Raw genomic sequence first — 23,500 nt, forward strand, 5'->3', positions numbered from 1 at the left:
CTTTCACTATCACTAAAACTATCACTAGTTTTATTTTCAAGCGAACATGTTTCTATCACTATTTTTTTAAATCTGACTAAAAACCTTATATTACAAACGTTCGTTCAATTCTTTTGCAAGGTCTTCAAAGCCTGGTTTGCCTAGAAGTGCGAACATGTTTTTCTTATATGCTTCAACACCAGGTTGGTCAAATGGGTTAATTCCATTTAAGTAACCTGAAATACCTACAGCAATTTCAAAGAAGTACATTGTATAACCTAATGTGTAAGCATCCATTTCTGGAATTTTAACTAATAAGTTTGGTACGTCGCCATCTGTATGAGCCAATAAAGTTCCTTCAAAAGCTTTTGTATTGACGAAATCTACTTCTTTTCCTTCCAAGTAACCTAAACCATCTAGGTCTTCAGCTTGTTCTGGAATTGTAATTGATTTACGTGGTTTTTCAACTTTAACGATCGTTTCAAAAATGTTACGGCGTCCTTCTTGAATATATTGACCTAGTGAATGTAAGTCAGTTGAGAAGTTCGCACTTGAAGGGTAGATTCCTTTTTGGTCTTTGCCTTCTGATTCACCGTATAATTGTTTCCACCATTCAGAGAAGTATTGCATTCCTGGTTCATAGTTGATCAATAATTCAGTTACTTTCCCTTTACGGTAAAGGATGTTACGCATTGCTGCATATTGATAAGCTTCGTTTTCTTCTAGTTTATCACTTGAATAAGCTTTGCTTGCATCTGCAGCTCCTTGCATCAACGCATCGATATCTGCTCCACTAACAGCGATTGGTAGTAATCCTACTGCTGTTAAGACAGAGAAACGTCCACCGATGTCATCAGGAATCACGAATGTTTCCCAACCTTCTGCGTCGGCTTCTACTTTAACTGCACCTTTTGCTTTATCAGTTGTTGCATAAATACGTTTATTCGCTTCTTCTTGACCATATTTTTTAACAAGTAATTCTTTGAAGACACGGAATGCGATAGCTGGTTCAGTCGTTGTACCTGATTTTGAAATCACGTTTACTGAGAAGTCACGATCTCCGATTACTTCAATCAAATCAGCGATATAAGTTGAGCTGATTGAGTTTCCTGCAAAGAAAATTTGTGGTGCTTTACGTTGTTCACCATCTAATAAATTGAAGAAAGTGTGGTTTAAGAAATCGATTGCTGCACGAGCGCCTAGGTAAGAACCACCGATTCCGATAACTACTAAAACTTCAGAATCAGATTGGATTTTTTTCGCTGCTTCTTTGATACGAGCAAATTCTTCTTTGTCGTAATTAGTAGGTAGATCGATCCAACCACGGAAATCACTTCCTGCGCCTGTACCTTCACGTAATACTTTATCTGCCATTGATACTTGGCTTTGCATGTAACCTAACTCATGTTCATTAACAAATGGTGCTACTTTTGAATAATCAAAATGAATATGTGCCATTTTTTATTCCTCCTTTAAAAGATCAATATACAGCTTATACTTTACGTTTTTTTTTACAATTTTTCAAGCAAATAAATGAATTGAAGCTAATATTTACAAGAAAATTTCAAACACTAAACTAATCCTTGCGCATACATCACTTTCGCTACTTTTTCAAAACCTGCAACATTTGCTCCTAGCAATAGATTTTTTTCATTGCCATAAGCTGCTGCCGTTTGGCGACACGTTTGATAAATATTTTTCATGATTTCATCTAATTGGCGATCCACTTTTTCACTTTCCCAAGACAATCGTTGAGCATTTTGACTCATTTCTAATGCTGAGACAGCGACACCGCCGGCATTAGCTGCTTTCCCAGGACAATACCACACATTGGCTTTTTCAAAAACAGTGACAGCTTCAAGAGTACATGGCATGTTTGCGCCTTCTGCGATGATTTTCACGCCACATTCAACCAAGTTGTTAGCAAGCGTTTCGTCTATCTCGTTTTGAGTAGCGCAAGGAAGCGCGATATCTGCAGTTTCTTTCAAAGTCCAGACAGATTGACCAGCATGATAGACAGCAGAATCACGTTTTTCTGCATAAGCGGTCAACCGTTCCCTTTTTTCTTCTTTGACTTCTTTTAATAGTGCCAGGTCGATTCCTTCTGGATCATAGATAAACCCACTGGAATCAGAACATGTGATGACTTTCCCACCTAATTCTTGAACTTTTTCAATGGCATAGATGGCAACGTTTCCGCTACCAGATACCAGAACTGTTTTTCCTTCAAAAGAGTCTTTTTCTGCTTGTAAAAGATGTTTGACATAATAAACCAATCCGTATCCAGTTGCTTCCGTACGAATCTTACTTCCCCAAAAATCTAATGGTTTTCCAGTAAGGACACCGGCATCATATTGTTTTAATCGTTTATATTCTCCAAACAAATAACCGATTTCTCTGGCACCGACTCCGATATCTCCAGCAGGTACATCGATGGATGGACCGATATGCTTGGATAGCTCCAGCATGAAACTTTGACAAAAACGCATGATTTCATCGTCTGATTTTCCTTTTGGATCAAAGTCACTTCCGCCTTTTCCTCCACCAATTGGTAGACCAGTTAGACTATTTTTGAAAATTTGTTCAAAAGCTAGGAATTTAAGAATACTTAAATTCACACTCGGATGGAATCTCAACCCACCTTTATAAGGGCCGATTGCTGAATTGTACTGAATGCGGTATCCACGATTGACTTGCCAGTTTCCTTCGTCATCTTGCCACGGCACGCGAAATTGAATGATTCTTTCTGGCTCTGACAACAATCCTAAAATATTGCGTTTGATGTATTCAGGATGTTTTTCTAAAAATTGAGTAGCTGAAGGCATAAATTCATCAATGGCTTGTAAAAATTCGACTTGTCCTGTGTCTTTTTGATGAATATTATTTTGAATTCGTTGGACGTATTCTGTTGCGTTTGTCATTGTTTCACACTCCTTTTATAATCTTCTTTTATTTTAGCCTATTTTTATTAGATGCTCAAAACATTTCCTGCTTTCTTTTCATAAATATGCTACACTTTCTCTGAGGTGAGGAAATGGAAACAACCTATGATGTGATTGTAGTCGGTGCTGGAACTAGTGGTATGATGGCTGCAATTAGTGCGGCTGAATATGGCGCAAGGGTTCTCTTAATTGAAAAAAATAAAAAAGCTGGAAAAAAATTATTAATGACAGGTGGCGGAAGATGTAATGTCACGAATAACCGTCCAGTTGATGATTTGATTGCTCATATTCCTGGAAATGGCAAATTTTTATACAGTACATTTTCCCAATGGAATAATTTTGATATCATGGAATTTTTCGAATCTCAAGGTGTTCATCTAAAAGAAGAAGATCATGGTCGGATGTTCCCTGTGACGAATAAGTCAAAAACGATTATCGAAGCCTTGATCCATCGTTTAAATGAATTAAATGTTACGATGCTCTTTGGCACCCGAGTCGAAAAATTAGTGCATAGCGACGGAAAAATCTATGGTGTACGAACGGAATTTGAAGAATTTCAATCCTCTTGTGTCGTATTAACTACTGGGGGGCGAACCTATCCGTCGACTGGTTCTACAGGTGATGGCTATAAAATCGTTAAAAAAGTCGGTCACACTGTCACTCCCTTGTATGCAACAGAATCTCCACTGGTTTCTGAAGAAACTTTTATCAAGGATAAAACCTTGCAAGGATTATCTTTACAAGATATTTCTTTAAGCGTATTAAATAAGAAAGGTAAAGTCATCACCGAACATGTTATGGACTTGCTTTTCACGCATTTTGGGATTTCTGGACCTGCGGCATTGAGATGTTCAAGTTTCATCAATCAAGAGTTGCAAACGACTGGAGAACCTGTCACGGTCGTCTTAGACTGTTTTCCGAATCGTTCGCTTCAAGAATTGATCAACGAATTGACTGCTAAAAGCCACCAATCGAAGAAAACATTGAGTAATGCTTGGCATGGCTTTTTACCTGAACGCTTGCTTCTCTTTTTCCTTGAAAAAAGTGGACTAACGGAACAAACTGGTAGTCAAACGACAGAAAAAGAGATCCAACAATTTGCGGAGCTTTGCAAAAGTTTTTCTTTCAAAATAACCAAAACTTTTGCCATCGAAAAGTCTTTTGTGACTGGTGGTGGCGTTTCACTAAAAGAGATCAATCCAAAAACATTAGAAAGCAAATTGGTCAATGGATTATTTTTTGCTGGTGAATTGCTAGATGTTAATGGATATACTGGTGGGTTCAATATTACTGCGGCTTTTGCAACTGGACATGTAGCAGGAATGAATGCCGCTTTTCTTAGCTGATTAAACGAAAACAGTAACGAAGGGAGTAGAAGATGTCTGACTCTTTTCGTTACTGTTTTTTCTTTTTTTAGTTGATAAACTGATGAATTGCCGACTGCATCACAGTACAAGATCAGCAAAAGTCCCTTTAGTTAAATCACAAATGGCTTGAGGTGCTAGCTCCATTTGGTGTCCTCTTTTTCCTGCTGATACAATGATCGTTTCTTGTGATTGTGCTGTTTGTTCTAAATAAGTAGGAAATAATTTCTTCATCCCAATTGGCGAGCAACCACCACGAATATAACCAGTGGTAGCTTCTAAGTCTTTCAGATGTAACATTTCTACTTTTTTGTTTCCAGATACTCTTGCTAATTTTTTTAGATCTAACTCTCGATTACCAGGAATGACCGCTACGATCGTTCCTGTTTTGTTTCCAACCGCTACGAGTGTTTTATAAATGCGGTGTTCACTTTCAGAAAGTTGCTCAGCGACAGAAGATGCACTTAAATGCGCTTCATCCCAAGCATACTCATGTTCAGTATACTTGATTTTCTTTTGTTCTACTAAGCGGATCGCATTTGTTTTCACTTGTTTTTTCTTTGCCAACATTTTCACCTTCAAATTAGATTGTTTCAATTTAATAATTTGATTATTGATTTTAGTTCCTTTACAGTGATTTGTCCAGGTGCTGATGCTTTTTCAGAGGTTAACGCACCAAAAGTCATGACCGAACCAGTCAAATTTCCCGATAAGCGCGAAATCATTCCGAGCTGTCCCATTGACATTGTAATCAGAGGCATGGACACAAACGCTCCTGCCCGTCTCGTTAGCTCCATCAAACGTAAAACATCTCGTTCGTTATGGGGCATTACCGCTATTTTACCGATATCTGCACCAAGATGTTCCATCATATTCAATTGATACAATAAGACTGGATCAGCTGGGGTCTCTTTAAAATTATGACTGCTGATAATCAACGGGATGTTGCGCTGTTTGATTTCTGCTAACAACTCTTTTTCAAGGCTTTCAATTTTGTCTAATTCTAAATCAACCATATCGACTAAACCAGAGCGGATCATCTGTAGGTACAACTCGTGATATGCTCGGATCGTTATATCTCGTTTGCCACCTTCTGCTATTGTTCTAAAAGTGAAAAGCACCGGTAACCCGTCGAGCATCTCATGGATCAGTACCAACGTTTCTGTGACTTTTTCATATTGAAAGACATCTTCATAATAATCAATTCGCCACTCCACTAAATCAGCACCAGCTTCTTTGGCTAAAATCGCTTCTCGCAAAAGTTCTTCACGAGTGTCTCCGATCATTGGCGCACAAATTTTAGGATGTCCTTTTCCTAAGTTTAGTCTTTTCACTTGCACCATCTGTCCTCCCCCCCTTATTTCCTAATTTGATAGATAAATACTTTTAAATAATCCCCTTCTGGAAAGGCTTCAATGGTTTGGAAATCTTGTGGTAATCGAAAACGAGTAATTTCTTCATATTCAACATTGGCTAGCATTAGTTCATTTTCGATCATTTTTTTGAACTGATCGGTACTCACGTTAGCTGCGTTCGTTGAAGCGATAAGCGTTCCCTCGTCCGATAAAATAGCCAAGCTATCTTTAACCAATTCGCCATAATCTTTGGCTACTCGGAACACTTTCTTTTTGTTTCTCGCAAAACTTGGAGGGTCAAGCACAATGAGATCATAAGTCAGCTGCTTTCTTTTAGCATATTTAAAATAGGCAAAAACATCCATCACAATGATTTTTTGTGTCTGAAGATCCAAACCGTTGATTTCAAATTGTTCCTGTGTTTTTTTCAAACTTCGCTTTGCTAGGTCAACACTAGTGGTCTCCAAAGCACCACCCATTGCTGCCGCAACTGAAAAAGCCCCAGTATAGCTAAACATATTCAAAACAGACTTTCCTAGACCAAGTCCATCGATCAAAGCTCCTCTGACTTCTTTTTGATCTAAAAAGATGCCTGTCATCAGCCCTTCATTCAAATAAGTGGCGTAAGAGACGCCATTTTCTTTGATGATTAAAGGTTCAGGAGCTGTTTCTCCATAAACATACTGACTTTCAGGAAATTCATTTGTTTCAAAACGGATTTTTTCGTAAGCACCCTTTATCTCAGGATAAACTTGTTGAAACGCTGAGAAGAGCAAATGGCGGTAAGTATAAAGAGTTTCATTATACCAAGAAAATACTGCATAGTGTTCATAATAATCAATGATCAGACCACCGATGCCATCCCCTTCTCCGTTAAATAAACGAAATGCTGTTGTTTGTTCATCTATGAAAAAAGCTTGTCTTTTTGCTTTAGCTTCAGAAAACTTTTTCTCAAAAAATGCCTGGTCAAACGTTTTATTTTGTTGACTCAAAACCCAACCGATTCCTTTGTTTTGTTTACCTAAATAGCCCTTAGCTAAGAAATTATCTTGTTGATCAACCAATTCGATCCACTGCGTGGTTTCATTGTACGACTGGACCAAATCTTCCTTTTGAATCAATGGATAACCGTTCTTGATACGATTTCCTGCTTTTTTCTTAATTTGTACTTTCATTGACTCACCTACTTTACCTTTATCATTAATCAGTATACCAAATATTAAGCAGGCTGTCTTAGTGCTAGCGTTCACAAAAGAATAAGAAATCCTTAATCACCGGTGTAAGCGTTTGGTTTCGATTGACACTGGATTTGCGTACTAGTAAAATAGGATGGAATATGTAGTTTGAGCAATCATAACTTCATAACACTCTGTAAATGAGAAGAGTGGGGAAAGGGAGATTACATTGAGACGAATAAAAACACCCGCCTTTTTGAATAAAAGGCTCGGATTTTTTTCTTTATTAGCTGTTTTACTTTGGCTAAAAACAATTTTTGCCTATTTGTTTGATTTCAATTTAGGCATCGAAAGTGGCATACAATACTTTATACTGTTTATCAATCCGATCGCTACCACGTTGTTGTTAATGGGGATTGCGTTATATGTGAGACGGACGAAAGCGTCTTATATTACAATGATGGTCATTTATTTCCTATTGACTTTACTGGTGTTCTCCAACGTAACTTATTATCGTGAGTTTACGGATTTTATTACGATCAATACCATCTTGGGGGCAGGAAAAGTAGCTAGCGGGCTTGGAGAAAGTGCTATTCGCTTATTTAGACCATATGACGTCCTTTATTGGATCGACTTTATCATTGTCGCTGCATTATTGATAACCAAAAAAATCAAAATGGATCCACAACCGATTCGTGCACGAATGGCTTTTGCGATCTCGACTTTGTCAGTCATGATTTTTTCTGGAAATTTATTTTTAGCAGAAGCCGATCGCCCAGAATTATTGACTCGTACTTTTTCTAGAGATTATTTAGTCAAATATTTAGGTATCAATGCGTTTACCGTCTATGATGGTATCCAGACTTACCAAACGAACCAAGTACGAGCAGAAGCAAGTCCTAATGATCTGAAAGAAGTAGAAAGTTATATCAAAGATCACTATGCTGAACCAAATGCTGAAACATTTGGTATTGCTAAAGGAAAAAATGTGATTTATATCCATTTAGAAAGTTTCCAACAATTCTTGATCGACTATAAACTAAAAGATGCCAATGGTGTAGAACATGAAGTAACGCCATTTCTGAATAGTTTATATCATAGTAACAGTACATTTAGCTTTGACAATTTCTTCCATCAAGTTAAAGCAGGTAAAACCAGTGATGCTGAAACCTTATTTGAAAATTCACTATTTGGTTTAAATCAAGGATCATTATTCACTCAATTAGGTGGAAAGAATACCTTCCAAGCTGCTCCTGATATTTTGAGTCAGACACAAGGTTATACGAGTGCCGCCTTCCATGGTAACGCTGGTACATTCTGGAATCGTAATGAGACCTATAAAAAATTAGGTTACAACTATTTCTTTGATGCTTCTTATTATGATGTCAATGACGACAATTCATTCCAATATGGATTGCATGATAAACCGTTCTTCCAACAATCAGTACAATATTTAGAACATTTACAACAACCTTTTTATTCTAAATTTATTGCGGTATCTAATCATTATCCTTATTCTAAGTTCACAAACGAAGAAGCAGGCTTCCCGCTAGCTACGACAAATGATGAAACGATCAACGGATACTTTGCAACAGCGAATTATCTCGATACAGCAGTTGAAGAATTTTTCAACTATTTGAAAGCTAGTGGTCTTTATGATAATTCTGTCATCGTCCTTTATGGTGATCACTACGGAATTTCTAACTCTAGAAATAAATCGTTAGCGGAACTAGTGGGTAAAACAAGTGATACATGGACAAACTTTGACAACGCACAAATGCAACGAGTTCCCTACATGATCCATCTACCTGGACAAACAAACGGTGGAATCAATCATACCTATGGCGGACAAGTGGATGCATTACCTACTCTACTCCATCTGTTAGGAGTAGATACCAAAAACTACAATCAGCTAGGACAAGATCTCTTTTCTAAGCAACATGATCAACTTGTTACTTTCCGTGATGGTGATTTTATTACTCCTAAATACACTTATTATGGCGGAACGATTTACGATAACAAAACTGGACAAGCCATTACAGAACCGACTCAAGAAGTTCAAAATGAGATTGATGCATTGAAAGAAAAAGCGAATAAACAGTTAGCTGTTTCAGATCAAATCAACAATGGTGACTTACTCCGCTTTTCTACAGATACTGGGTTAGACCCAATTGAAGCAAGTCAATTTGATTACAAAAACGGCATGAAACAGTTGCTTGAAAAAGAAAAAGAACTAGGTGACAAATCAACAAGTGTCTTTAGTCAAAACAATAACCAATCAACAAAAGATCTATATGAAACCAAAACTTACCAACAAATAAATGGGACACAGACGAGTGATTCAGTTCCTTCTTCTGAATCTGATAAATAGCTAGCCTTTCTTTCAAAAGGATTACGTGCCCATAGAAGTAATGATTATAAAAGCTAAGATTGACGAAAACCAATTCTTGTTTTTCGTTAATTCTTAGCTTTTTTCATGCACTTTAATTTGAGTTACTCTGGCGTTTTTCTAGAAAATAGAGCTTAAATTCACGTATTAGAACCATCCATGAACATTGGATTTTATTCACAAAATATAGCGGAACAGTTGATTTATCGTCATTTTCGTTTATTAAAAAATAGGGATTTCCTGATTTTACTATATGAATTTCATACTTTATTCATATTCATTTTCTATAATTTAAAATGAGGTGAAAGTGATGAGAATACTCCGCTATTCAGTTGCAAGAATGCGTTATTATAAAAAACAGACACTCTTTAGTTGCTTATTTACAAGTGTCACTGCTTTTTTATTGATGCTTGTGTGTAACTTATATCATTTACAATCAACACTTTATGCACAAATTGAAGATCGTCTTAGTTTCTTGGACACGACGTCCTTAAAAGTACACTTTCCGTCTTTTCTATCAGTGAAACAATTTTATGCCGAGCTGATCTTGTTGTTACTGTTCTTGTTTGTTGGCGCATTTATCTTTTTCTTTCAGCGAACATTAAAACAAGATCAACGTGAATTGATCAACTGGCGTTTAGCTGGTTTATCGAAAACTAGAATTTTTCTTTTGATTATCTGGCAAATGATCTTACCATTACTGATCTGTTGCACACTTTTATTTATTGGAATTGTGCTTTTTCAAAACATTTATCAAGCACTGTTACAACATCTTAATTTTTGGAGTCTAAGATTATTTGAATTGCCTGACACCCATTCACTTATATCGACTACTCGACCATTAGCCATACCGATGGATCAACAAACTTTTTTTAAAATTGATTTTGTAAACGATGCTTTTTTCTTCGATACGTTTAAGAGTTTCCTACAAACGGTTGGCCTTCTTATCTCCATCAGTCTATGTATTAGTCTCTTACAATTTACGATTTTCTATCAACGTTTAAAAAAAGGTAAGGTGATCTTTCATGAATACATGTAAGCCAATAATGTCTTTAGGAGAATTAGCTGTTATTCTTTGCCCAAAAGCAAAACAAGAAGAACTATTAACAGCGCTAAAAGAGCAAGCGATTGTATCGAGTCCCAAACAATTACTTATCGTCCAAAAAGATTGGCCTCTCTTCCCTTATTTAAAAACCAAAGATCAAGTACTACTGAATTTATCTGAAAATAAAAAAGAACGTTTATCTTTTCAAGAAATGCTCAAGATTGATCCAGCACTTCTTAACAGAGAACCTGATCAACTCTCTCTTTTTGATAAAATCAAACTTCAATTGTTGCATGCGTTACTTGCTAAAAAAGACAAACTCATCATTGAAGAAGTGCTGGATGAACTTAAAGTAATTGAAGCACAAGAAATTCTTGATCTATTTGATTATCTAGTCAAAAACAAAAAAATCGCCATTCTATTACTGACTCATGATGAAACCATTGCTCATAGTCAGTATGTCGACCAAATCTATGATGAACGATAAAAAGAGGTCGTGGATAGAGCAACTTGACCTATGTAATAAGGATGAAACTCACAGCTTCCTATGTTTTGAGAGTTTCATCCTTATTGTCGAAGATCAGTTCTTTGAACACTATTTAGCTCCTCTCTTAATTGTTGAGGAGTTGTTTCTTGAACGCCGTTTATTCGTTTTTAGAGATACTAAAAGAGACTGAACCAATTTTTGGATCAGTCTCTTTGTTTATTTTATTTCTACATCTGGTAATTTAACTGTGAATGTTGTTCCTGTCCCCAGTTCGCTTTCTACTTCCAGCTTTCCTTTATGAAGCCGAACTAGCTGTTGAACGATTGGAAGTCCTAGACCTGATTCCCCGTATTTTGTATTCTTTCTTGAGGGATCAACTTTATAATAACGGTCCCAAATACTCTTCATTTGTTGTTCAGTCATTCCGATACCTGTATCCTTAATTCGGATAATCGTTTCTAGATAACCTTTTTCTAAAGAGATCGTGATCGTTCCATTTTCTGTAAATTGAATCGCATTTTGGATGATATTCACCATGATTTGCACAAATCGGTCATAGTCTGCATACACTTCCACATCGTCTTCTGCTTGTAAAACTAAAACATTCCCTGCAGCTTCTGCTTTTGTTTCAAGCTGTGCCACAATATTTTTCAATGTTTCTGTACCATTGAATCTTTTAATAACCATACTGATTTGATTGGTTCTGATTTTTTCATAGTCTAGATTTTCGTTAACTAAGCGTATCAGTCGTTCTGTTTCATTTTTCATCAAGTTGATCGCATTTTCTCTTTGGTCTTCAGGAATTGCATTATATTTTAGACCTTCAAGTAACCCGTTGATTGTGGTTAGCGGCGTACGCATTTCATGAGAAGCATCTGCCATAAATTGTCTTCGGCGATTTTCTTGCTCTTCGATTTCAGCCTGAGATTCTTTTAAAGAATTCGTCATTTTGTTGAAGTCATCCGCTAATTCATCAAATTCATCTTTATCATGAACTGGCAATTGGACATCAAAATTTCCATTCGTGACTTCTTTCGTTGCATTACGTAAACGATTGATCCTTTTAACCTGAAAAGCAGCAAACGCATAACTCGCTAATATAGCAACAATACTTGAAAAAATAAAACCTTTAAACAGATTCAATGTGACCGATCGAACACTATTATGGATATTTTTAGCCGGTTGACTAACAACCAAGCCACCATAAAATTCATGATTTAAATTAAAAGGTACTAAGGCATAAGACGTCGCTTGATTTTGTCCTAGTATATTTTTGTTGGAGGTAAATTTTACTTGTCTTCCATGACGCAGATTATCCCATTGTTCCGCTTTAATCGTAAAGTTCAATACCACATTATCAGTAGGATAAATGACCCGTTCGTTCTTATCGATAAAAATAAAATTGACATTTTGTTCTGATAAGACTTGTTCCGTTAATAATAATGCATTTTGAAACGCTTGATCTTGGCTTAATTGAGGAAACGTGTCTGTGTATGTCTGTGTTGTCTTCTCGACAGATTCTGCATAGCCAAAAAGTTGTTGGTAATTATTTTCTTCAATGGTTTGCTTAGTCAGTTGCGTAAAGGAAACACCTACGATCAAAATGATCATCGCGATCATACCGCAAAAGGCTAATAACTGCTGGTAAAGATAGCGCATTAGGCCACACCAGAATCATCAAATTTATAACCTACGCCCCAAACCGTTTGAATGACTTGTGGTCCAACCTTTTCGATTTTTTGTCGAAGCTTTTTGATATGCGCATCAACCGTTCGTTCATCACCAAAGTATTGATAATCCCACACTAATTCCAGTAATTGTTCCCGAGAAAATACTTGACGTGGTTTTTTAGCTAGTGTAAATAATAGATCAAACTCTTTCGGTGTCAAACCTTCGATTGGTGCTTTATTTAAATAAGCTTCACGTGTTTTTGTATTCATCTTAAAGTGATCTGTTTCGATATCGAAGTGATCGTCCGAGTTGTTTGTTTCTTCTTTTACCTCTACCAATTCACTACGACGGTGTAAAGCTTTCATTCGGGCAATCAAAGTTAGTGGGCTAAAAGGTTTGGTCACATAGTCATCTGCGCCCATCTCTAATCCAATAACCTGGTCACTTTCAGAATCACGAGCTGTTAACATAATGATCGGAACTGTACTAGAGACTTTCCGAATTTCTCTACCAACAAGCATACCATCCATCGTTGGCAAGTTCAGGTCTAAAGTGATCATGTCCCAGTAATTCGGTCTTTCTAAAAAAGCATCTAGACCTTCTTTTCCGTCATATTTAAAGGTTGCTTCCCATCCTTCATTCAAAAAAAACATCTGCATCATTTCAGATACGGATTGATTATCTTCTATCATTAAAATATTCATTTTTTATTTCCTCCAATACTATCATCGAGTTCTTGTAATTTTTTTTCAGTTAAGATAAAAATCGGCATAATTGGAAAAACTAAAACCAACATCTCGATTATAAAATAGTTTGTCTGTCCAGTTAATTTTAGTAAATAGCCGATCAAGGCCATCAATAAACCGAAAATAAAAAAATATTTTCCACTTGTTTTTTGTGCTAACCGCCAGTGAACATCGGATTTTGTGGCTCGCGGTGAGTGGTAACCATAAAAAGGCAGATTCCCTTTAGAAGGGATAAAAAGAAACAAGCAACCTAGGATAGTCAAAAATACTCCGATAACTAAAAAAATCATATGATCCCTCCTAAATCTCTCTTTCTAGTATACTCTAAAAATTAACTTGAACCAATATATTCGGTAATTCTTCACGAAAGGTTTGTCTTTTGTTCATTCTTTGTTAAGATAGGGGTAATCGAATAAAAAAGGGGTTTTTTTTGTGTCAAATTATCGTGCAATTACTTTTTTTGATCTTGATGGAACACTGTTAGATGCTCAATCAAAAATCACACCAGAAGTGGCCGAAGCAATGCAAGCACTACAGGCAAATAACGTCCTGCCAGTCATAGCAACTGGACGAACTGAAGCTGAAATCAAACATATCATGTCAGATGCTGGTATTTCCTCTGCAGTTACGATGAATGGTTCTTACATCAGCGTGGATGGTCAAGAAGTTCATTCTGAAATAATCGCAACTGAAGACTGTCAAAAGATGCTCGAACATGTCCAAATACAAGGGCACCAGCTCTCATTTTATAACCATCAACATATTTGGTGTACTGCACACACACAAACGATGATTGATGCCTATAACTTTATCCATTCAAATGTACCAGAAATCAATCCGCAAGCTTATTTGGATCATCCAATCAATATGTTACTTATCCTCTCTCAATCTGGGGATGAATATTATCATGAACAATTTCCTGATCTGACTTTTTATCGAAATGGTCCTTACTCGATTGACACGGTCAAAAAAGGAATCTCGAAAGGCGCAGGAGTGAAACGTCTAAAACAAGAATTAAACCTTGTTGATGTGCCTACATTTGGATTTGGTGATGGACCAAATGACTTTGCACTGTTAGAAGCATGCGACAACAAGATCGCGATGGGCAATGCTTATAATGATCTCAAAGAACTATCCACTTTTATTACAAAGAAAAACACTGAGGGCGGAATCGTTCATGCGCTCAAATATTTTGACTTGATTTGATTTTTAATCGAAAAACGATGAAATTCTGCTGATAAGGATGATAACTAGTAGAAAGGTGATTCATCTAGCCAATATCAGGTGAATGTTGAAAGCTTTTTAACTAGATACGATGTATATTTCCGAGTAACTGAGAGATGATTTTTTACAGTATTAGCTATTGAGGATCATCTCTTGATACTTCGGACGATTTGCTTTTTCCGTGATCGTTCCTCATTGAAAAAATTCAATTTTGTGCTATAATATAAATTGTATGAAAAATACACGTAACCCTTGTTTATAACGGGGACGTTACGGATTCGACAGGCACAGTTTGAGCTTGAATTGCGTTTCGTAGGTTACGTCTACGTTAAAACGTTACAGTTAAATATAACTGCTAAAAACGAAAACAACTCTTACGCTTTAGCTGCCTAAAAACAGTTAGCGTAGATCCTCTCGGCATCGCCCATGTGCTCGAGTAAGGGTCTCAAATTTAGTGGGATACGTGACAACTTTCCGTCTGTAAGTTGTTAAAGAGATCATCAGACTAGCGATACAGAATGCCTGTCACTCGGCAAGCTGTAAAGCGAAACCACAAATGAGTTGACTATGAACGTAGATTTTTAAGTGGCGATGTGTTTGGACGCGGGTTCGACTCCCGCCGTCTCCATTGTGAGATTTTGGTAGATTTCGCATAACGCTCAAATCCTTATTAAACAAGGGTTTGAGCGTTTTTTATTTTCACTAAAATTCGTTAAATAATTATAAATGGCATTCAAAATGGCATTCAAAAAATACATTCTTTCATGTTGCATACTTTATATATGCAACTTACTTAACTTTACAAAAAGAACTTTAGTTCGTATACTTTCGTTGAGGTGAAAAACATGACAATCGAGCTAGAGGAACATCTGCTTTGGTTTAAATACGATCCATCAGAAAAATTTGTCAAAGATTTATATAAAGTCTGGGATACTGAAGTAGTCTTTTTAGCAATTGAAACTAGCCTGCTAGTTAATCTCTATTATTCTAATAAGAACTACTTTAAAATCCCTGCTGCAAAAACTAGAATGAAGAAAGACGTATACTTTTTGTTTGATATCGTGACTGACGTGCCAGACGCACGAAGCGATCATCGGCGTTATGACTATATAAAGTATACTTTCGTTGATCCAGAAAGGTATAAAGATTAAAGTAGGCTACCTAAAAAGGTAGCCCGGAACGGATTTTATCACCATACTTATAAAAGGAAATATTTTTAAGTTAGTATTAAGATTGTGTAATATGACGATATCTATATTTTATAGTATCAGTGCTATAAAATCAAAAATAAGTCACTAATTAACTACTACTCCAATTATAAGTCTTTTTCCCATTATTTTTTACAGTTATATGGTATGCTTTTTAATGGCTTCAAATATAAAAGAGTTTAAAGCGTAACACACTTATGGGGAAGTGGTTTGGGGTGCGCTTTAAACTCTTCTTTATTATTATCTCACAGCATGCTTAAAAGGTCTATGTCTATGGATTAAGTTATGTAAAAAAGTGCCTCTTTAAACGTCCTAAAATCCAAACAAGGATAGCATAATATACACTATCGTTGATCCAGAAAACAGGTAAATAAATTTTGCAAAAGCAATAAGTTAAAAACATTACAAAAAAGACAAGGATATCACATCAAGAAAAAATGTTTTGAAAATATCTTTGCCTTTTTGTATTATATCTATATTAAATAATCAATCACAACACATTAACTAATTTATATATTTAATTTGTTGTTTTTCTATAATTGGATAACTAATTAACTTATGACTATCTAAGTCTTCTTTATTCATATCAATTGCAGTAATTTGACTGTCTTCATATGTTCGATAATAATAGATTCCTTTGTCAACATTGCAACAAGAAGAATAAATTGTATATTCATATTTTCCATCACCAACATCACACAAACCTTTTTGTTGTTCTACTGAACCTAAGATATGGAAAAATTGACTAATACTTTCTGACTCTGAATCTCCAGATACAGAATTCAGCTTCGTAAAAGTCGCTTTAACAAAACGAGATACTGAGGATAAATCTCCAGGCAAGCCTATCCCTCCCATACCGCGACTATAGGCATTCAAACTTATTTGATTTGAAAAATTATTTTTAGGAGTTTCACTCGATAAGACACGATAATTGTTTAAATTAAATAATTGATAGTCAAATGAAGGATTATTGGTAAGAACGCCCACAGGGTTATCATATATATGAAGTCCATCTTTCATACTTTCAATGACAATTGATTTTTCTTTATCAGCTAATAGCCAATGTAAAGGGGATAAAGGAAGTTCATCACTATAATTTATATTTGCTAAATTGATATTTTTTAACAATTTTTTAGCTTCTCCTACTGTTGAGCATTGTCCTAAAATCCAAGGAATAAATTCAAAAGGAGATACATTGTCTTTCCCTTCTTGTATTTCTTTATAATCAGCATACCCAGAAAAATTTAGCCCAGCCATACTCAATCCTTTTTCATTTGTCGCATCGTAATAAAGAGGGTAGTCAGCTATACCAGCGGCAATACCAATCATTGCATAATGAGTATCCAAATCATTTACCTTTCGAAAATTCAACTTATAATTTCTTGGAGTAACAGTGACTACTTCATTGTAAGATATTTCATAATCAAAATTCCTTCCAAAATAATGATCACTTGTTACATAAGTAATAGACGTACACATAGTTTATTCCTCCTAAATATTGTTCTGTCCACGTTCATTTTACTCCAAAGTTTTCCTCATTTCAAAAGAAAATCACAGAATACACGAAGAAGCGTTTCTATTTGTATAAACTATATCAAAGTTCTATACTTAAATTATCAAATAAAAAGGACGTGAAGACAAATGTCAAATTTAGAAAACAAAGAAGAAAAAGTTGTAAACAAAATTGTTTCTGTTGTCAATAAACTGGATAAAGAGTTAGACGAACTTGATACGTTATCTGAAAATCCAGAAAAAAAACATAACCTAAAAAAATGGTTAGTTGAACGAAAGGCTATTCATGAAATTAAAAAAGTTCTTCATGAAGCTGATAAATATGAAAAATATGATGAAAAAGAACTTGATAAAGAATTTAAAGAAATCAATGACTTATTACTATAATTGATTTATACGACTCATTTTTGAGTCGTCAGACTGCAAACAACACTCTAAATTTAGGAGTTTGTCTACAGTCTGAATAAATTTTAAATTTATTGTCCATAATCTTATTATGAATTTATAGCATTAAGAAAAGAGATAAGACTTTACATTTTTTTAGGAATGTAAAGTCTTATCTCTTTTCTTAATTGTACAATTAGTATTATCTGCACTACTTTCTAATTAAATAAATTTTTAGTTATTAACTTGATTAAAATCAGAGATAATATCATTTAATTCAGTTTGAAGGGTTGTAACGATTAAATGGAAATTTTCTTCATCTGTTTTATTATATGGGGATGTTTTCGTTATATATAACAACTTTTCTTTTTCAATTTTCATTAATAACTCTGCCGAAGTCTGTACTTTATCTTGATAATTAAATGCAGACATCCCACTTTGTATAATTGTAATTATTGCTGAAGCAATTGAAACAATCAATAGTAAAGACCTGTGTTCGGAAGCCTGATCAATTAATATTGGGATACTAGCTGATAAGACTATTTTTATAATATTTCCGATACCAATTACTCTATTATAAAATCGAATTTCTTTTTTTAATCTATCGATTGTAGAATCAATAGATTCGATAAACGCTTTTTGATCCATCATTTTCTCTCCAATCATTTTATTAAAATCATTAACAAAAATATTATAATAGGATTTAAGTAAGTTCTAACTAATCACACATAAAAATAAAAAAACATTTGTATTTTATCAAAGTTTTATTATACTTGTCAATTTGTGTACATCCTAAAATATAAGCTATTTGTTTACTTCTGTAGAATATATACTTTCTTGTTAGATAAGTTGCACATGTTTATAGAATCTAAATAATAAATTTTTATGTACCGCCCCTCAAAGAGGGGGGAATTTTTTATCGTTGTGGAATATTTAAATACCAACGCTTGTCATGAAAATCTTGTGCTCCACCCTTAGTATTTCCTTCTGGATCGTTTGTCGCACGCATCATTACGTAAACTTTTTTATTAGGGAAGTTACGCATATTGAAAGATACATGATAACCAACATTTCCAGAAGTATTATAAGCTTGATTTACATCTGGTCTATATATTCCATCAGCTTTTACTCGAACTAATTCTTTCCCAGTATTGTAGTCCATAATGAAAATATACTCGTATTTATAGTTAGCAATATGCCATCCTGCTACATGCAAGTTTGCGTTTTCGATTTCTCCGAACTGATCAATGTGGGCGTAATTTGTTCCATCTGTCAGCGTAGGATTTGCAGCACCTGCTCTAGTTGGATCAATGACTGGTTTATCATCTGAAGTAGTTGGATTTTCATCGGTAAATCCATGAGCTAAATCATATGCTAATTTTTCTTTACTTACGCCCATTTCAGAAAGATAACCGTAAGGATCTGTATGATCGCCCCAGATATTTTGTGTTACCCATAAATGCGATTTGATTCCTGGTTGGTTATAAGGAGTGTCTAATGTTAATGGAATACCATATTTCATTGCTGAATCTCTTGCCAATTCAACATATGCTTTATAGTTCTTTTCAAAAATTGCTTTATCATGTGTGTGTTGTAACTCAATCTGAACAGGACTATTGGCATTAGCATATGAACCAGCACCGTACTGTACATAACCAGGTTGTCCGACTTGGTAAACAATTCCACCGTCTCCCACAATATAAGCAGTATAAGCACTAGTCCATGAACGTTGCATATACTGCGCTTCATTTCGTCCTGTCGCAGTTTCGTTTGCTGTTTCATGCAATAGAATATATTGGTTATTTGCTACTTGAGAGCTACCTTCATTTACACCTAAATTAAATCCATTGTTGATCGTATAGGCGAACCCGTTAATTGGCAATAAAAAAAGAGCCATTAATAGGCTCATCGCAGTAACAGTAATTTTCTTTTTCATTTGTTTCCTCCTATTTTTTCAAATTATAAGCCGACACACCAGTGATAACGCCTAAAAATGTTGCTACTGCATTGATAGTGAGTACTGTCATATCTGTTCCATTCCATCCATACGCTTTTCCTAACGTGGCTACTAAAACAGATGCAGCTGGTAAAACTGTTAAAACCGTCCATTTAATGATTTGATAATACTTATCTGGTAAAATCATTTCTTCTAACCTCCTTTACAATTTAGTCAAGAAATAGCCAATGATTGTAATGCCTAAGCCAATCATATAGCCCCAAGCCCATTTATTATTGTTCTTCATTTCCTTGATATCTTCTACATTATTAAGCGCAATAGAATATGCCTGATCCGCTCTATCTTTTGCACTTTCCGCTTTTTCGCGTAATAACTCGTAATTATCTAACTTCGTTTCAATACGCACTAAGCGTTCTACCACGTCTTGTATTGCTTCGTCTTTCAACCAACTAGCCTCCTTTCATAAAAAGACACTCAAAATGAGTGTCTAATAAATAAAATGTTATTAATATTTATAAAATTTTGTAATCAATATTGATCATTGCCCAAGAACTTCGACTTTCCCAACCTAATCCAACAACAAATCTGGGTGTTCCAGCTATTTTCCCAATTACATCAACGCTACACTTGTTAATGCTTGAGCTAGTACGTACCATACCCAAACCTGCGCTGTTTAAATAAGGTTGAGCCCATTCAGGTAATTCTGCAATTACAGTGTTTTGGCTATTTGATCCACCAGTTACAGTACAGCTTAAACGCACTAAACCTTTATTGATTTCTTCGACGTATGGTGGTAAATACCCAGCCCATGTTACACCAGTGTATCCATTCTTTAACGTTAGTTGAGACCACCTTAAATCGCCAGAACGGCTATTTGTTGTGATAATATCAACACCAGCGTCTTCCATTGCGCCAAACTTATCATCAGGGCAAGTCCATACAGAGACTAATAAACCATGTTCGTGGAATCGTTTAGTTAAGGATCTAAAAGCAAATGCGTGGGTAATTGAAGGGACGGACTCTACTGATGATCCCAAAATGACCCTTACCTTTTCTAACCGTAAAGCTAGTTTTAACTTAGATTTTTCAAGTATCGATTACTCTGTAGACGATGAATCCAATAGTGTACATATGAAGAAATTTATCAAACAATTCAGTAAGCATATAAAAGAAGAGTTTCGTTATACGATTAAAGGAGATATAATGACTTGGAAGGAACTTTGGTCTAAAAGTGACATCATGTCTTACAAAGTCAGTAAGAAGAATGAAACGATTATTCTCACTCCTTTAAGCGAGGAAGAAACTACGGAGACAAAAAATCTCGTGCTTATCCCTTACAAAAAAAATACCAAGTAATGAAAGATAAAATTTTATTATCTAGTCTCATTATAAAATTGAATGATTCTGAACATTTTCCTATACTAACGATTGAATCTAAGCATTCCCTGCTGACTGATACATATAAAGCGCATAATTTGAACAATAAGCAACCTTGAATTAGTTAGATTTTGGTTATTTCTCAGTCATTATGACAAAGTTTACTCACATAGATCAATAAATAATTGACGGTTTTATCCGATCCCGAAAACATGAGTATCCTGTCCGCTATCACTGCCAGTAAATAGGAAGCGAGAACAAAAACACAGGCCCCCGGAAGTATCTAGATACTTCTGGAGGTCTGTGTTTTTTTAGTTATTTTTCATTGAATGATTTTTAATCTTGTTTTATTCTATTTTTTCTCTTTAATATGTAACTGATCCCCATTACCGTTACTAAAAGTGCCATTCCTAAACTGCGCAATAAGCGATTTTGTTGCTCTCCTGTTTTTGGTAAAGTAGCTTTTCCAGATACGGTGGTTTTGGTCGTACCTGTAGAATTATTTTTTGTGGTGCTACCATTTTTTGAAGTTGACGTTTGATTTGATTCTTTCTTTTCGGTACTTTCTTTATTTTTATTCGTTTCAGTTGTGGTATCCACTTTACTTTGATCTTGTTTGTTGTCATCATTCTCAGTTGGTTTATTTGTTTGATCCGTCTTTTCTTGGCGTGTAATTTCTGAGATGACTGATTTTTCTCCGGCTTCATTTTCTGTATAGTATTGAACTGTTTCCCCATTTGCTACAGCTTTAGATAAATAAATCGTCGTCGGTTCTTCTACTTTTACATCTACTAAACGAGAAGAATTGACCTTTTCTTGTTTGGCTTTTCCGATGATTTCCCCGTTCAAAACAACGTACATCGTTGTTCCTCCTGGAATAACCGCCGTCATTTGTTTTCCTTCTGTACCATAAATGAAAGCAACGTTTTCTGCTAACGCTACTGTTGTTTTGATTTTCTTATAGATAAACATGATCGTGTTTGTTCCCTTTTCAATCATGACTTCTTGTATCGCTAACTTCGGATTAACTAGTTCATATCCTTTGATTAGCAACGCTTCTTCTTTGTGAAGCTTCCCAATCTCTAAATCAGTTATTACTTTTTTCTCCGCAATTGATTGACCTTGCTCATCGATATATTTGACAGTCAGATCGGCTTTTTCATTTTCTGACGGTGATGTTTCTTTGGCTTTATATATAAATGTAATGGTGTTGCCATCACTTTGTACTTCTATCGTTTGGACTTTGGCACTCAGTAATTCGTATCCTTCGATAAGTAACGCTTCTTCTGTATATGTAGAGCCGACTTCTAAGTCTTGGATTATTTTATCATTAGCAATCGTTTGACCTTGCTCATCAATATATTTCACAGTCAAATCGGCTTTTTCATTTTCTGGCGGCGTTGTTTCCTTAGTTTCATATATAAATGTAATGATATTGCCTTCGCTTTGTATTTCTATCGTTTGGACTTTGGTACTCAGCAATTCGTATCCTTCGATAAGTAACGCTTCTTCTGTATGTGTAGAGCCGACTTCCAGGTCACTTATTATTTTATCTTCAGCAATCGATTCCCCCTTCTCATTAATATACTTAACAGTTACAGTTGCTTTTTCTTTAGTCACTGGATTTTCATCATAACGGAAAGTAATGATATTGCTATTTGGATCCTCGGAAACATTGATTGTATAAGTTTCAGGCCCTACGATCGTGTAGCCATCAATCACCAGTGCATTTCCTATGTATTCTGTTCCAATCTCTAAATCATTAATTACCGTAGGTTCGGCAATCGGTTGACCAGTTTCATTATGTAAATACTGCACAGTGACTGATGAGAAGCTTTCTTCAGGACTATCTTCAATTTTTTTATAATAAAAATTGTGATATATCTCTGGCGTTTCCATATAAATAGTCACTCTATCTGGAGAGATCAATTCATACCCTTCTACAATTTCAGCGAATAAGGTTACATTGTTTCCGACAAAACCGAATTCCTCTGAAAACCAAAGTACTTTTTGTGTATCTACATCTACCCCAATGACAGATACCCGTCCTATTTCCGGTTCAGGCATGGATAGGTCCAATGTTCCTGAATCATATGGTGGTTGCACCTCATCAATCATTTCGATTTCACTTACTGCGTTGGATGCTGCCAATACGTTAGGTGCTAGCAACCCCACTACAGTGGTCATCAGCAATGCTGAGTTGATAATTGTTTTCATTTTTTTTATTTTTTTATTTTGCTTTCTTTTCGTCATTTAATTTATCTGCTCCCCCAGTTATATTTGAAATTTGGCTAACCTAGCTTTTTCTTACTTTATTCTAAGGTTGGTTACTTTTATTTATGTACTTGAATCCGATTATCCGCCTCCTTAAAAAACGTTATTTAAAATAAACAGTAGTAGTTTAACCTACATATTAATGTTACCTGTAACATATAAGATTCGCAAGATTATTTTATTATTAAACCAAGGTTTTCTGTGTGTTAAAATAAAAAAATATCTAGTTAAGGAATTAAAATTATGATTTTTACATTCTTAAAAAAATTCACAAACGTTATTTAAAATCCGATTCTGTTTATTTAGTAAAAATGATTGATTAACAAAAAAAGCCCGTCACGGTAAATGATTAATCATTTTACCATGACGAACTGGAAATTATTTAGATACATTTTAAAAAATAGATTTAAC

Annotated in this window: 22 protein-coding genes, 1 other RNA gene and 1 pseudogene; 9 read left to right on the plus strand and 15 right to left on the minus strand. The window is 35.2% G+C overall.

All coding sequences use genetic code 11. From position 1 onward, the window contains the following. Positions 1-90: 90 nt before the first annotated feature. Entirely contained in the window at positions 91-1,437 is a 1,347-nt protein-coding gene (locus IGL30_RS08325; protein WP_010718407.1) for a glucose-6-phosphate isomerase, read from the minus strand. Between the two features lie 113 nt (positions 1,438-1,550). After that, entirely contained in the window at positions 1,551-2,900 is a 1,350-nt protein-coding gene (gdhA, locus tag IGL30_RS08330) for an NADP-specific glutamate dehydrogenase (RefSeq protein ID WP_317751782.1), read from the minus strand. A gap of 113 nt (positions 2,901-3,013) precedes the next feature. On the opposite strand from gdhA, the gene IGL30_RS08335 reads away from it, so the two are divergent. After that, the gene (locus IGL30_RS08335; protein WP_096708924.1) at positions 3,014-4,267 is read left to right on the plus strand and encodes an NAD(P)/FAD-dependent oxidoreductase; all 1,254 of its coding nucleotides are present in this window, start codon (positions 3,014-3,016) and stop codon (positions 4,265-4,267) included. A gap of 99 nt (positions 4,268-4,366) precedes the next feature. Here the strand turns inward: IGL30_RS08335 and ybaK are convergent, their stop codons facing one another. Genes ybaK through IGL30_RS08350 form a run of 3 tightly spaced genes read right to left on the minus strand, consistent with a single transcriptional unit; the run spans position 4,367 to position 6,815 of the window. Next, positions 4,367-4,852, minus strand: a complete 486-nt coding sequence (gene ybaK, locus IGL30_RS08340; RefSeq protein WP_025480513.1) for a Cys-tRNA(Pro) deacylase — start codon at positions 4,850-4,852, stop codon at positions 4,367-4,369. A 26-nt stretch (positions 4,853-4,878) separates the two neighbouring features. Then, positions 4,879-5,628: a type I 3-dehydroquinate dehydratase gene (gene aroD / locus IGL30_RS08345; RefSeq protein ID WP_349700631.1), complete on the minus strand. Its 750-nt coding sequence runs from the start codon at positions 5,626-5,628 to the stop codon at positions 4,879-4,881. A gap of 14 nt (positions 5,629-5,642) precedes the next feature. Continuing rightward, complete coding sequence (locus IGL30_RS08350; RefSeq protein ID WP_240210545.1) at positions 5,643-6,815, minus strand: class I SAM-dependent rRNA methyltransferase; 1,173 nt, start codon at positions 6,813-6,815, stop codon at positions 5,643-5,645. A 229-nt stretch (positions 6,816-7,044) separates the two neighbouring features. Here IGL30_RS08350 and IGL30_RS08355 point away from each other — a divergent pair, with 229 nt between their 5' ends. The 3 genes from IGL30_RS08355 to IGL30_RS08365 all read left to right on the plus strand — a co-directional run bounded on the left by IGL30_RS08355 (position 7,045) and on the right by IGL30_RS08365 (position 10,736). Beyond that, the gene (locus tag IGL30_RS08355; protein WP_317751781.1) at positions 7,045-9,186 is read left to right on the plus strand and encodes an LTA synthase family protein; all 2,142 of its coding nucleotides are present in this window, start codon (positions 7,045-7,047) and stop codon (positions 9,184-9,186) included. Between the two features lie 358 nt (positions 9,187-9,544). Further along, positions 9,545-10,243 (plus strand): hypothetical protein, encoded by a 699-nt coding sequence (locus IGL30_RS08360; protein ID WP_249509676.1) that lies wholly within the window; start codon positions 9,545-9,547, stop codon positions 10,241-10,243. Then, complete coding sequence (locus IGL30_RS08365; protein WP_010718415.1) at positions 10,230-10,736, plus strand: hypothetical protein; 507 nt, start codon at positions 10,230-10,232, stop codon at positions 10,734-10,736. Before IGL30_RS08360 ends, IGL30_RS08365 begins: the two co-directional genes overlap by 14 nt. Positions 10,737-10,952: 216 nt before the next feature. Here IGL30_RS08365 and IGL30_RS08370 read toward each other — a convergent pair whose 3' ends face one another. The 3 genes and pseudogenes from IGL30_RS08370 to IGL30_RS08380 all read right to left on the minus strand — a co-directional run bounded on the left by IGL30_RS08370 (position 10,953) and on the right by IGL30_RS08380 (position 13,443). Then, on the minus strand, positions 10,953-12,395 hold the full coding sequence (locus IGL30_RS08370; protein WP_088744944.1) for a sensor histidine kinase: 1,443 nt from the start codon (positions 12,393-12,395) through the stop codon (positions 10,953-10,955). Further along, positions 12,395-13,111 (minus strand): response regulator transcription factor, encoded by a 717-nt coding sequence (locus IGL30_RS08375; RefSeq protein WP_010718417.1) that lies wholly within the window; start codon positions 13,109-13,111, stop codon positions 12,395-12,397. The genes IGL30_RS08370 and IGL30_RS08375 overlap by 1 nt, the downstream gene beginning before the upstream one ends. Further along, a pseudogene (locus tag IGL30_RS08380) lies at positions 13,086-13,443 on the minus strand (SdpI family protein). Before IGL30_RS08380 ends, IGL30_RS08375 begins: the two are co-directional and overlap by 26 nt. A gap of 142 nt (positions 13,444-13,585) precedes the next feature. Here IGL30_RS08380 and IGL30_RS08385 point away from each other — a divergent pair. The 3 genes from IGL30_RS08385 to IGL30_RS08395 all read left to right on the plus strand — a co-directional run bounded on the left by IGL30_RS08385 (position 13,586) and on the right by IGL30_RS08395 (position 15,528). Next, positions 13,586-14,359 carry a Cof-type HAD-IIB family hydrolase gene (locus tag IGL30_RS08385; RefSeq protein WP_088744945.1) on the plus strand — a complete coding sequence of 258 codons (774 nt, stop codon included), beginning with the start codon at positions 13,586-13,588 and terminating at the stop codon, positions 14,357-14,359. Positions 14,360-14,640: 281 nt separating this feature from the next. Beyond that, positions 14,641-15,008: a transfer-messenger RNA gene (gene ssrA, locus IGL30_RS08390) on the plus strand. A 214-nt stretch (positions 15,009-15,222) separates the two neighbouring features. Then, positions 15,223-15,528: a DUF5960 family protein gene (locus tag IGL30_RS08395; protein WP_088744946.1), complete on the plus strand. Its 306-nt coding sequence runs from the start codon at positions 15,223-15,225 to the stop codon at positions 15,526-15,528. Positions 15,529-16,089: 561 nt separating this feature from the next. On the opposite strand, the gene bsh is transcribed toward IGL30_RS08395, so the two are convergent. Continuing rightward, positions 16,090-17,064: a choloylglycine hydrolase gene (bsh, locus tag IGL30_RS08400; RefSeq protein WP_002287105.1), complete on the minus strand. Its 975-nt coding sequence runs from the start codon at positions 17,062-17,064 to the stop codon at positions 16,090-16,092. Positions 17,065-17,226: 162 nt separating this feature from the next. Between bsh and IGL30_RS08405 the strand changes: the two genes are divergently transcribed. Next, entirely contained in the window at positions 17,227-17,484 is a 258-nt protein-coding gene (locus IGL30_RS08405; RefSeq protein WP_002295273.1) for a hypothetical protein, read from the plus strand. A 231-nt stretch (positions 17,485-17,715) separates the two neighbouring features. Here the strand turns inward: IGL30_RS08405 and IGL30_RS08410 are convergent, their stop codons facing one another. From IGL30_RS08410 to IGL30_RS08430, 5 genes are all read right to left on the minus strand, one after another. Continuing rightward, positions 17,716-18,147, minus strand: a complete 432-nt coding sequence (locus tag IGL30_RS08410; protein WP_317751780.1) for a DUF4231 domain-containing protein — start codon at positions 18,145-18,147, stop codon at positions 17,716-17,718. A gap of 250 nt (positions 18,148-18,397) precedes the next feature. Then, positions 18,398-19,417: a peptidoglycan recognition protein family protein gene (locus IGL30_RS08415; protein WP_317751779.1), complete on the minus strand. Its 1,020-nt coding sequence runs from the start codon at positions 19,415-19,417 to the stop codon at positions 18,398-18,400. A gap of 10 nt (positions 19,418-19,427) precedes the next feature. Continuing rightward, the gene (locus IGL30_RS08420; RefSeq protein ID WP_002319084.1) at positions 19,428-19,625 is read right to left on the minus strand and encodes a phage holin; all 198 of its coding nucleotides are present in this window, start codon (positions 19,623-19,625) and stop codon (positions 19,428-19,430) included. Positions 19,626-19,640: 15 nt separating this feature from the next. Then, the gene (locus tag IGL30_RS08425) at positions 19,641-19,883 is read right to left on the minus strand and encodes a hemolysin XhlA family protein (RefSeq protein ID WP_088745750.1); all 243 of its coding nucleotides are present in this window, start codon (positions 19,881-19,883) and stop codon (positions 19,641-19,643) included. A gap of 67 nt (positions 19,884-19,950) precedes the next feature. After that, positions 19,951-20,346: a hypothetical protein gene (locus IGL30_RS08430; RefSeq protein ID WP_088745751.1), complete on the minus strand. Its 396-nt coding sequence runs from the start codon at positions 20,344-20,346 to the stop codon at positions 19,951-19,953. Between IGL30_RS08430 and IGL30_RS08435 the strand changes: the two genes are divergently transcribed. Next, positions 20,318-20,794, plus strand: a complete 477-nt coding sequence (locus tag IGL30_RS08435; RefSeq protein ID WP_260221361.1) for a hypothetical protein — start codon at positions 20,318-20,320, stop codon at positions 20,792-20,794. The genes IGL30_RS08430 and IGL30_RS08435 overlap by 29 nt on opposite strands. Before the next feature lie 357 nt (positions 20,795-21,151). Here IGL30_RS08435 and IGL30_RS08440 read toward each other — a convergent pair whose 3' ends face one another. Next, positions 21,152-23,032, minus strand: a complete 1,881-nt coding sequence (locus IGL30_RS08440; RefSeq protein ID WP_249509852.1) for a MucBP domain-containing protein — start codon at positions 23,030-23,032, stop codon at positions 21,152-21,154. Positions 23,033-23,500 lie beyond the last annotated feature (468 nt).

Origin of the sequence: Enterococcus sp. DIV1089c (genome assembly GCF_050530965.1) — a bacterium.
GTDB classification, from domain to species: domain Bacteria; phylum Bacillota; class Bacilli; order Lactobacillales; family Enterococcaceae; genus Enterococcus_B; species Enterococcus_B hirae.

Excerpts from the sequence above, each read along its gene's own strand:
- IGL30_RS08325 (WP_010718407.1), bottom strand. The coding sequence starts at position 1,437 with ATGGCACATATTCATTTTGATTATTCAAAAGTAGCACCATTTGTTAAT.
- gdhA (WP_317751782.1), bottom strand. The coding sequence starts at position 2,900 with ATGACAAACGCAACAGAATACGTCCAACGAATTCAAAATAATATTCAT.
- IGL30_RS08335 (WP_096708924.1), top strand. The coding sequence starts at position 3,014 with ATGGAAACAACCTATGATGTGATTGTAGTCGGTGCTGGAACTAGTGGT.
- aroD (WP_349700631.1), bottom strand. The coding sequence starts at position 5,628 with ATGGTGCAAGTGAAAAGACTAAACTTAGGAAAAGGACATCCTAAAATT.
- IGL30_RS08350 (WP_240210545.1), bottom strand. The coding sequence starts at position 6,815 with ATGAAAGTACAAATTAAGAAAAAAGCAGGAAATCGTATCAAGAACGGT.
- IGL30_RS08360 (WP_249509676.1), top strand. The coding sequence starts at position 9,545 with ATGCGTTATTATAAAAAACAGACACTCTTTAGTTGCTTATTTACAAGT.
- IGL30_RS08365 (WP_010718415.1), top strand. The coding sequence starts at position 10,230 with ATGAATACATGTAAGCCAATAATGTCTTTAGGAGAATTAGCTGTTATT.
- IGL30_RS08370 (WP_088744944.1), bottom strand. The coding sequence starts at position 12,395 with ATGCGCTATCTTTACCAGCAGTTATTAGCCTTTTGCGGTATGATCGCG.
- IGL30_RS08375 (WP_010718417.1), bottom strand. The coding sequence starts at position 13,111 with ATGAATATTTTAATGATAGAAGATAATCAATCCGTATCTGAAATGATG.
- IGL30_RS08395 (WP_088744946.1), top strand. The coding sequence starts at position 15,223 with ATGACAATCGAGCTAGAGGAACATCTGCTTTGGTTTAAATACGATCCA.
- bsh (WP_002287105.1), bottom strand. The coding sequence starts at position 17,064 with ATGTGTACGTCTATTACTTATGTAACAAGTGATCATTATTTTGGAAGG.
- IGL30_RS08405 (WP_002295273.1), top strand. The coding sequence starts at position 17,227 with ATGTCAAATTTAGAAAACAAAGAAGAAAAAGTTGTAAACAAAATTGTT.
- IGL30_RS08410 (WP_317751780.1), bottom strand. The coding sequence starts at position 18,147 with ATGATTGGAGAGAAAATGATGGATCAAAAAGCGTTTATCGAATCTATT.
- IGL30_RS08415 (WP_317751779.1), bottom strand. The coding sequence starts at position 19,417 with ATGAAAAAGAAAATTACTGTTACTGCGATGAGCCTATTAATGGCTCTT.
- IGL30_RS08420 (WP_002319084.1), bottom strand. The coding sequence starts at position 19,625 with ATGATTTTACCAGATAAGTATTATCAAATCATTAAATGGACGGTTTTA.
- IGL30_RS08430 (WP_088745751.1), bottom strand. The coding sequence starts at position 20,346 with ATGGAAGACGCTGGTGTTGATATTATCACAACAAATAGCCGTTCTGGC.
- IGL30_RS08440 (WP_249509852.1), bottom strand. The coding sequence starts at position 23,032 with ATGAAAACAATTATCAACTCAGCATTGCTGATGACCACTGTAGTGGGG.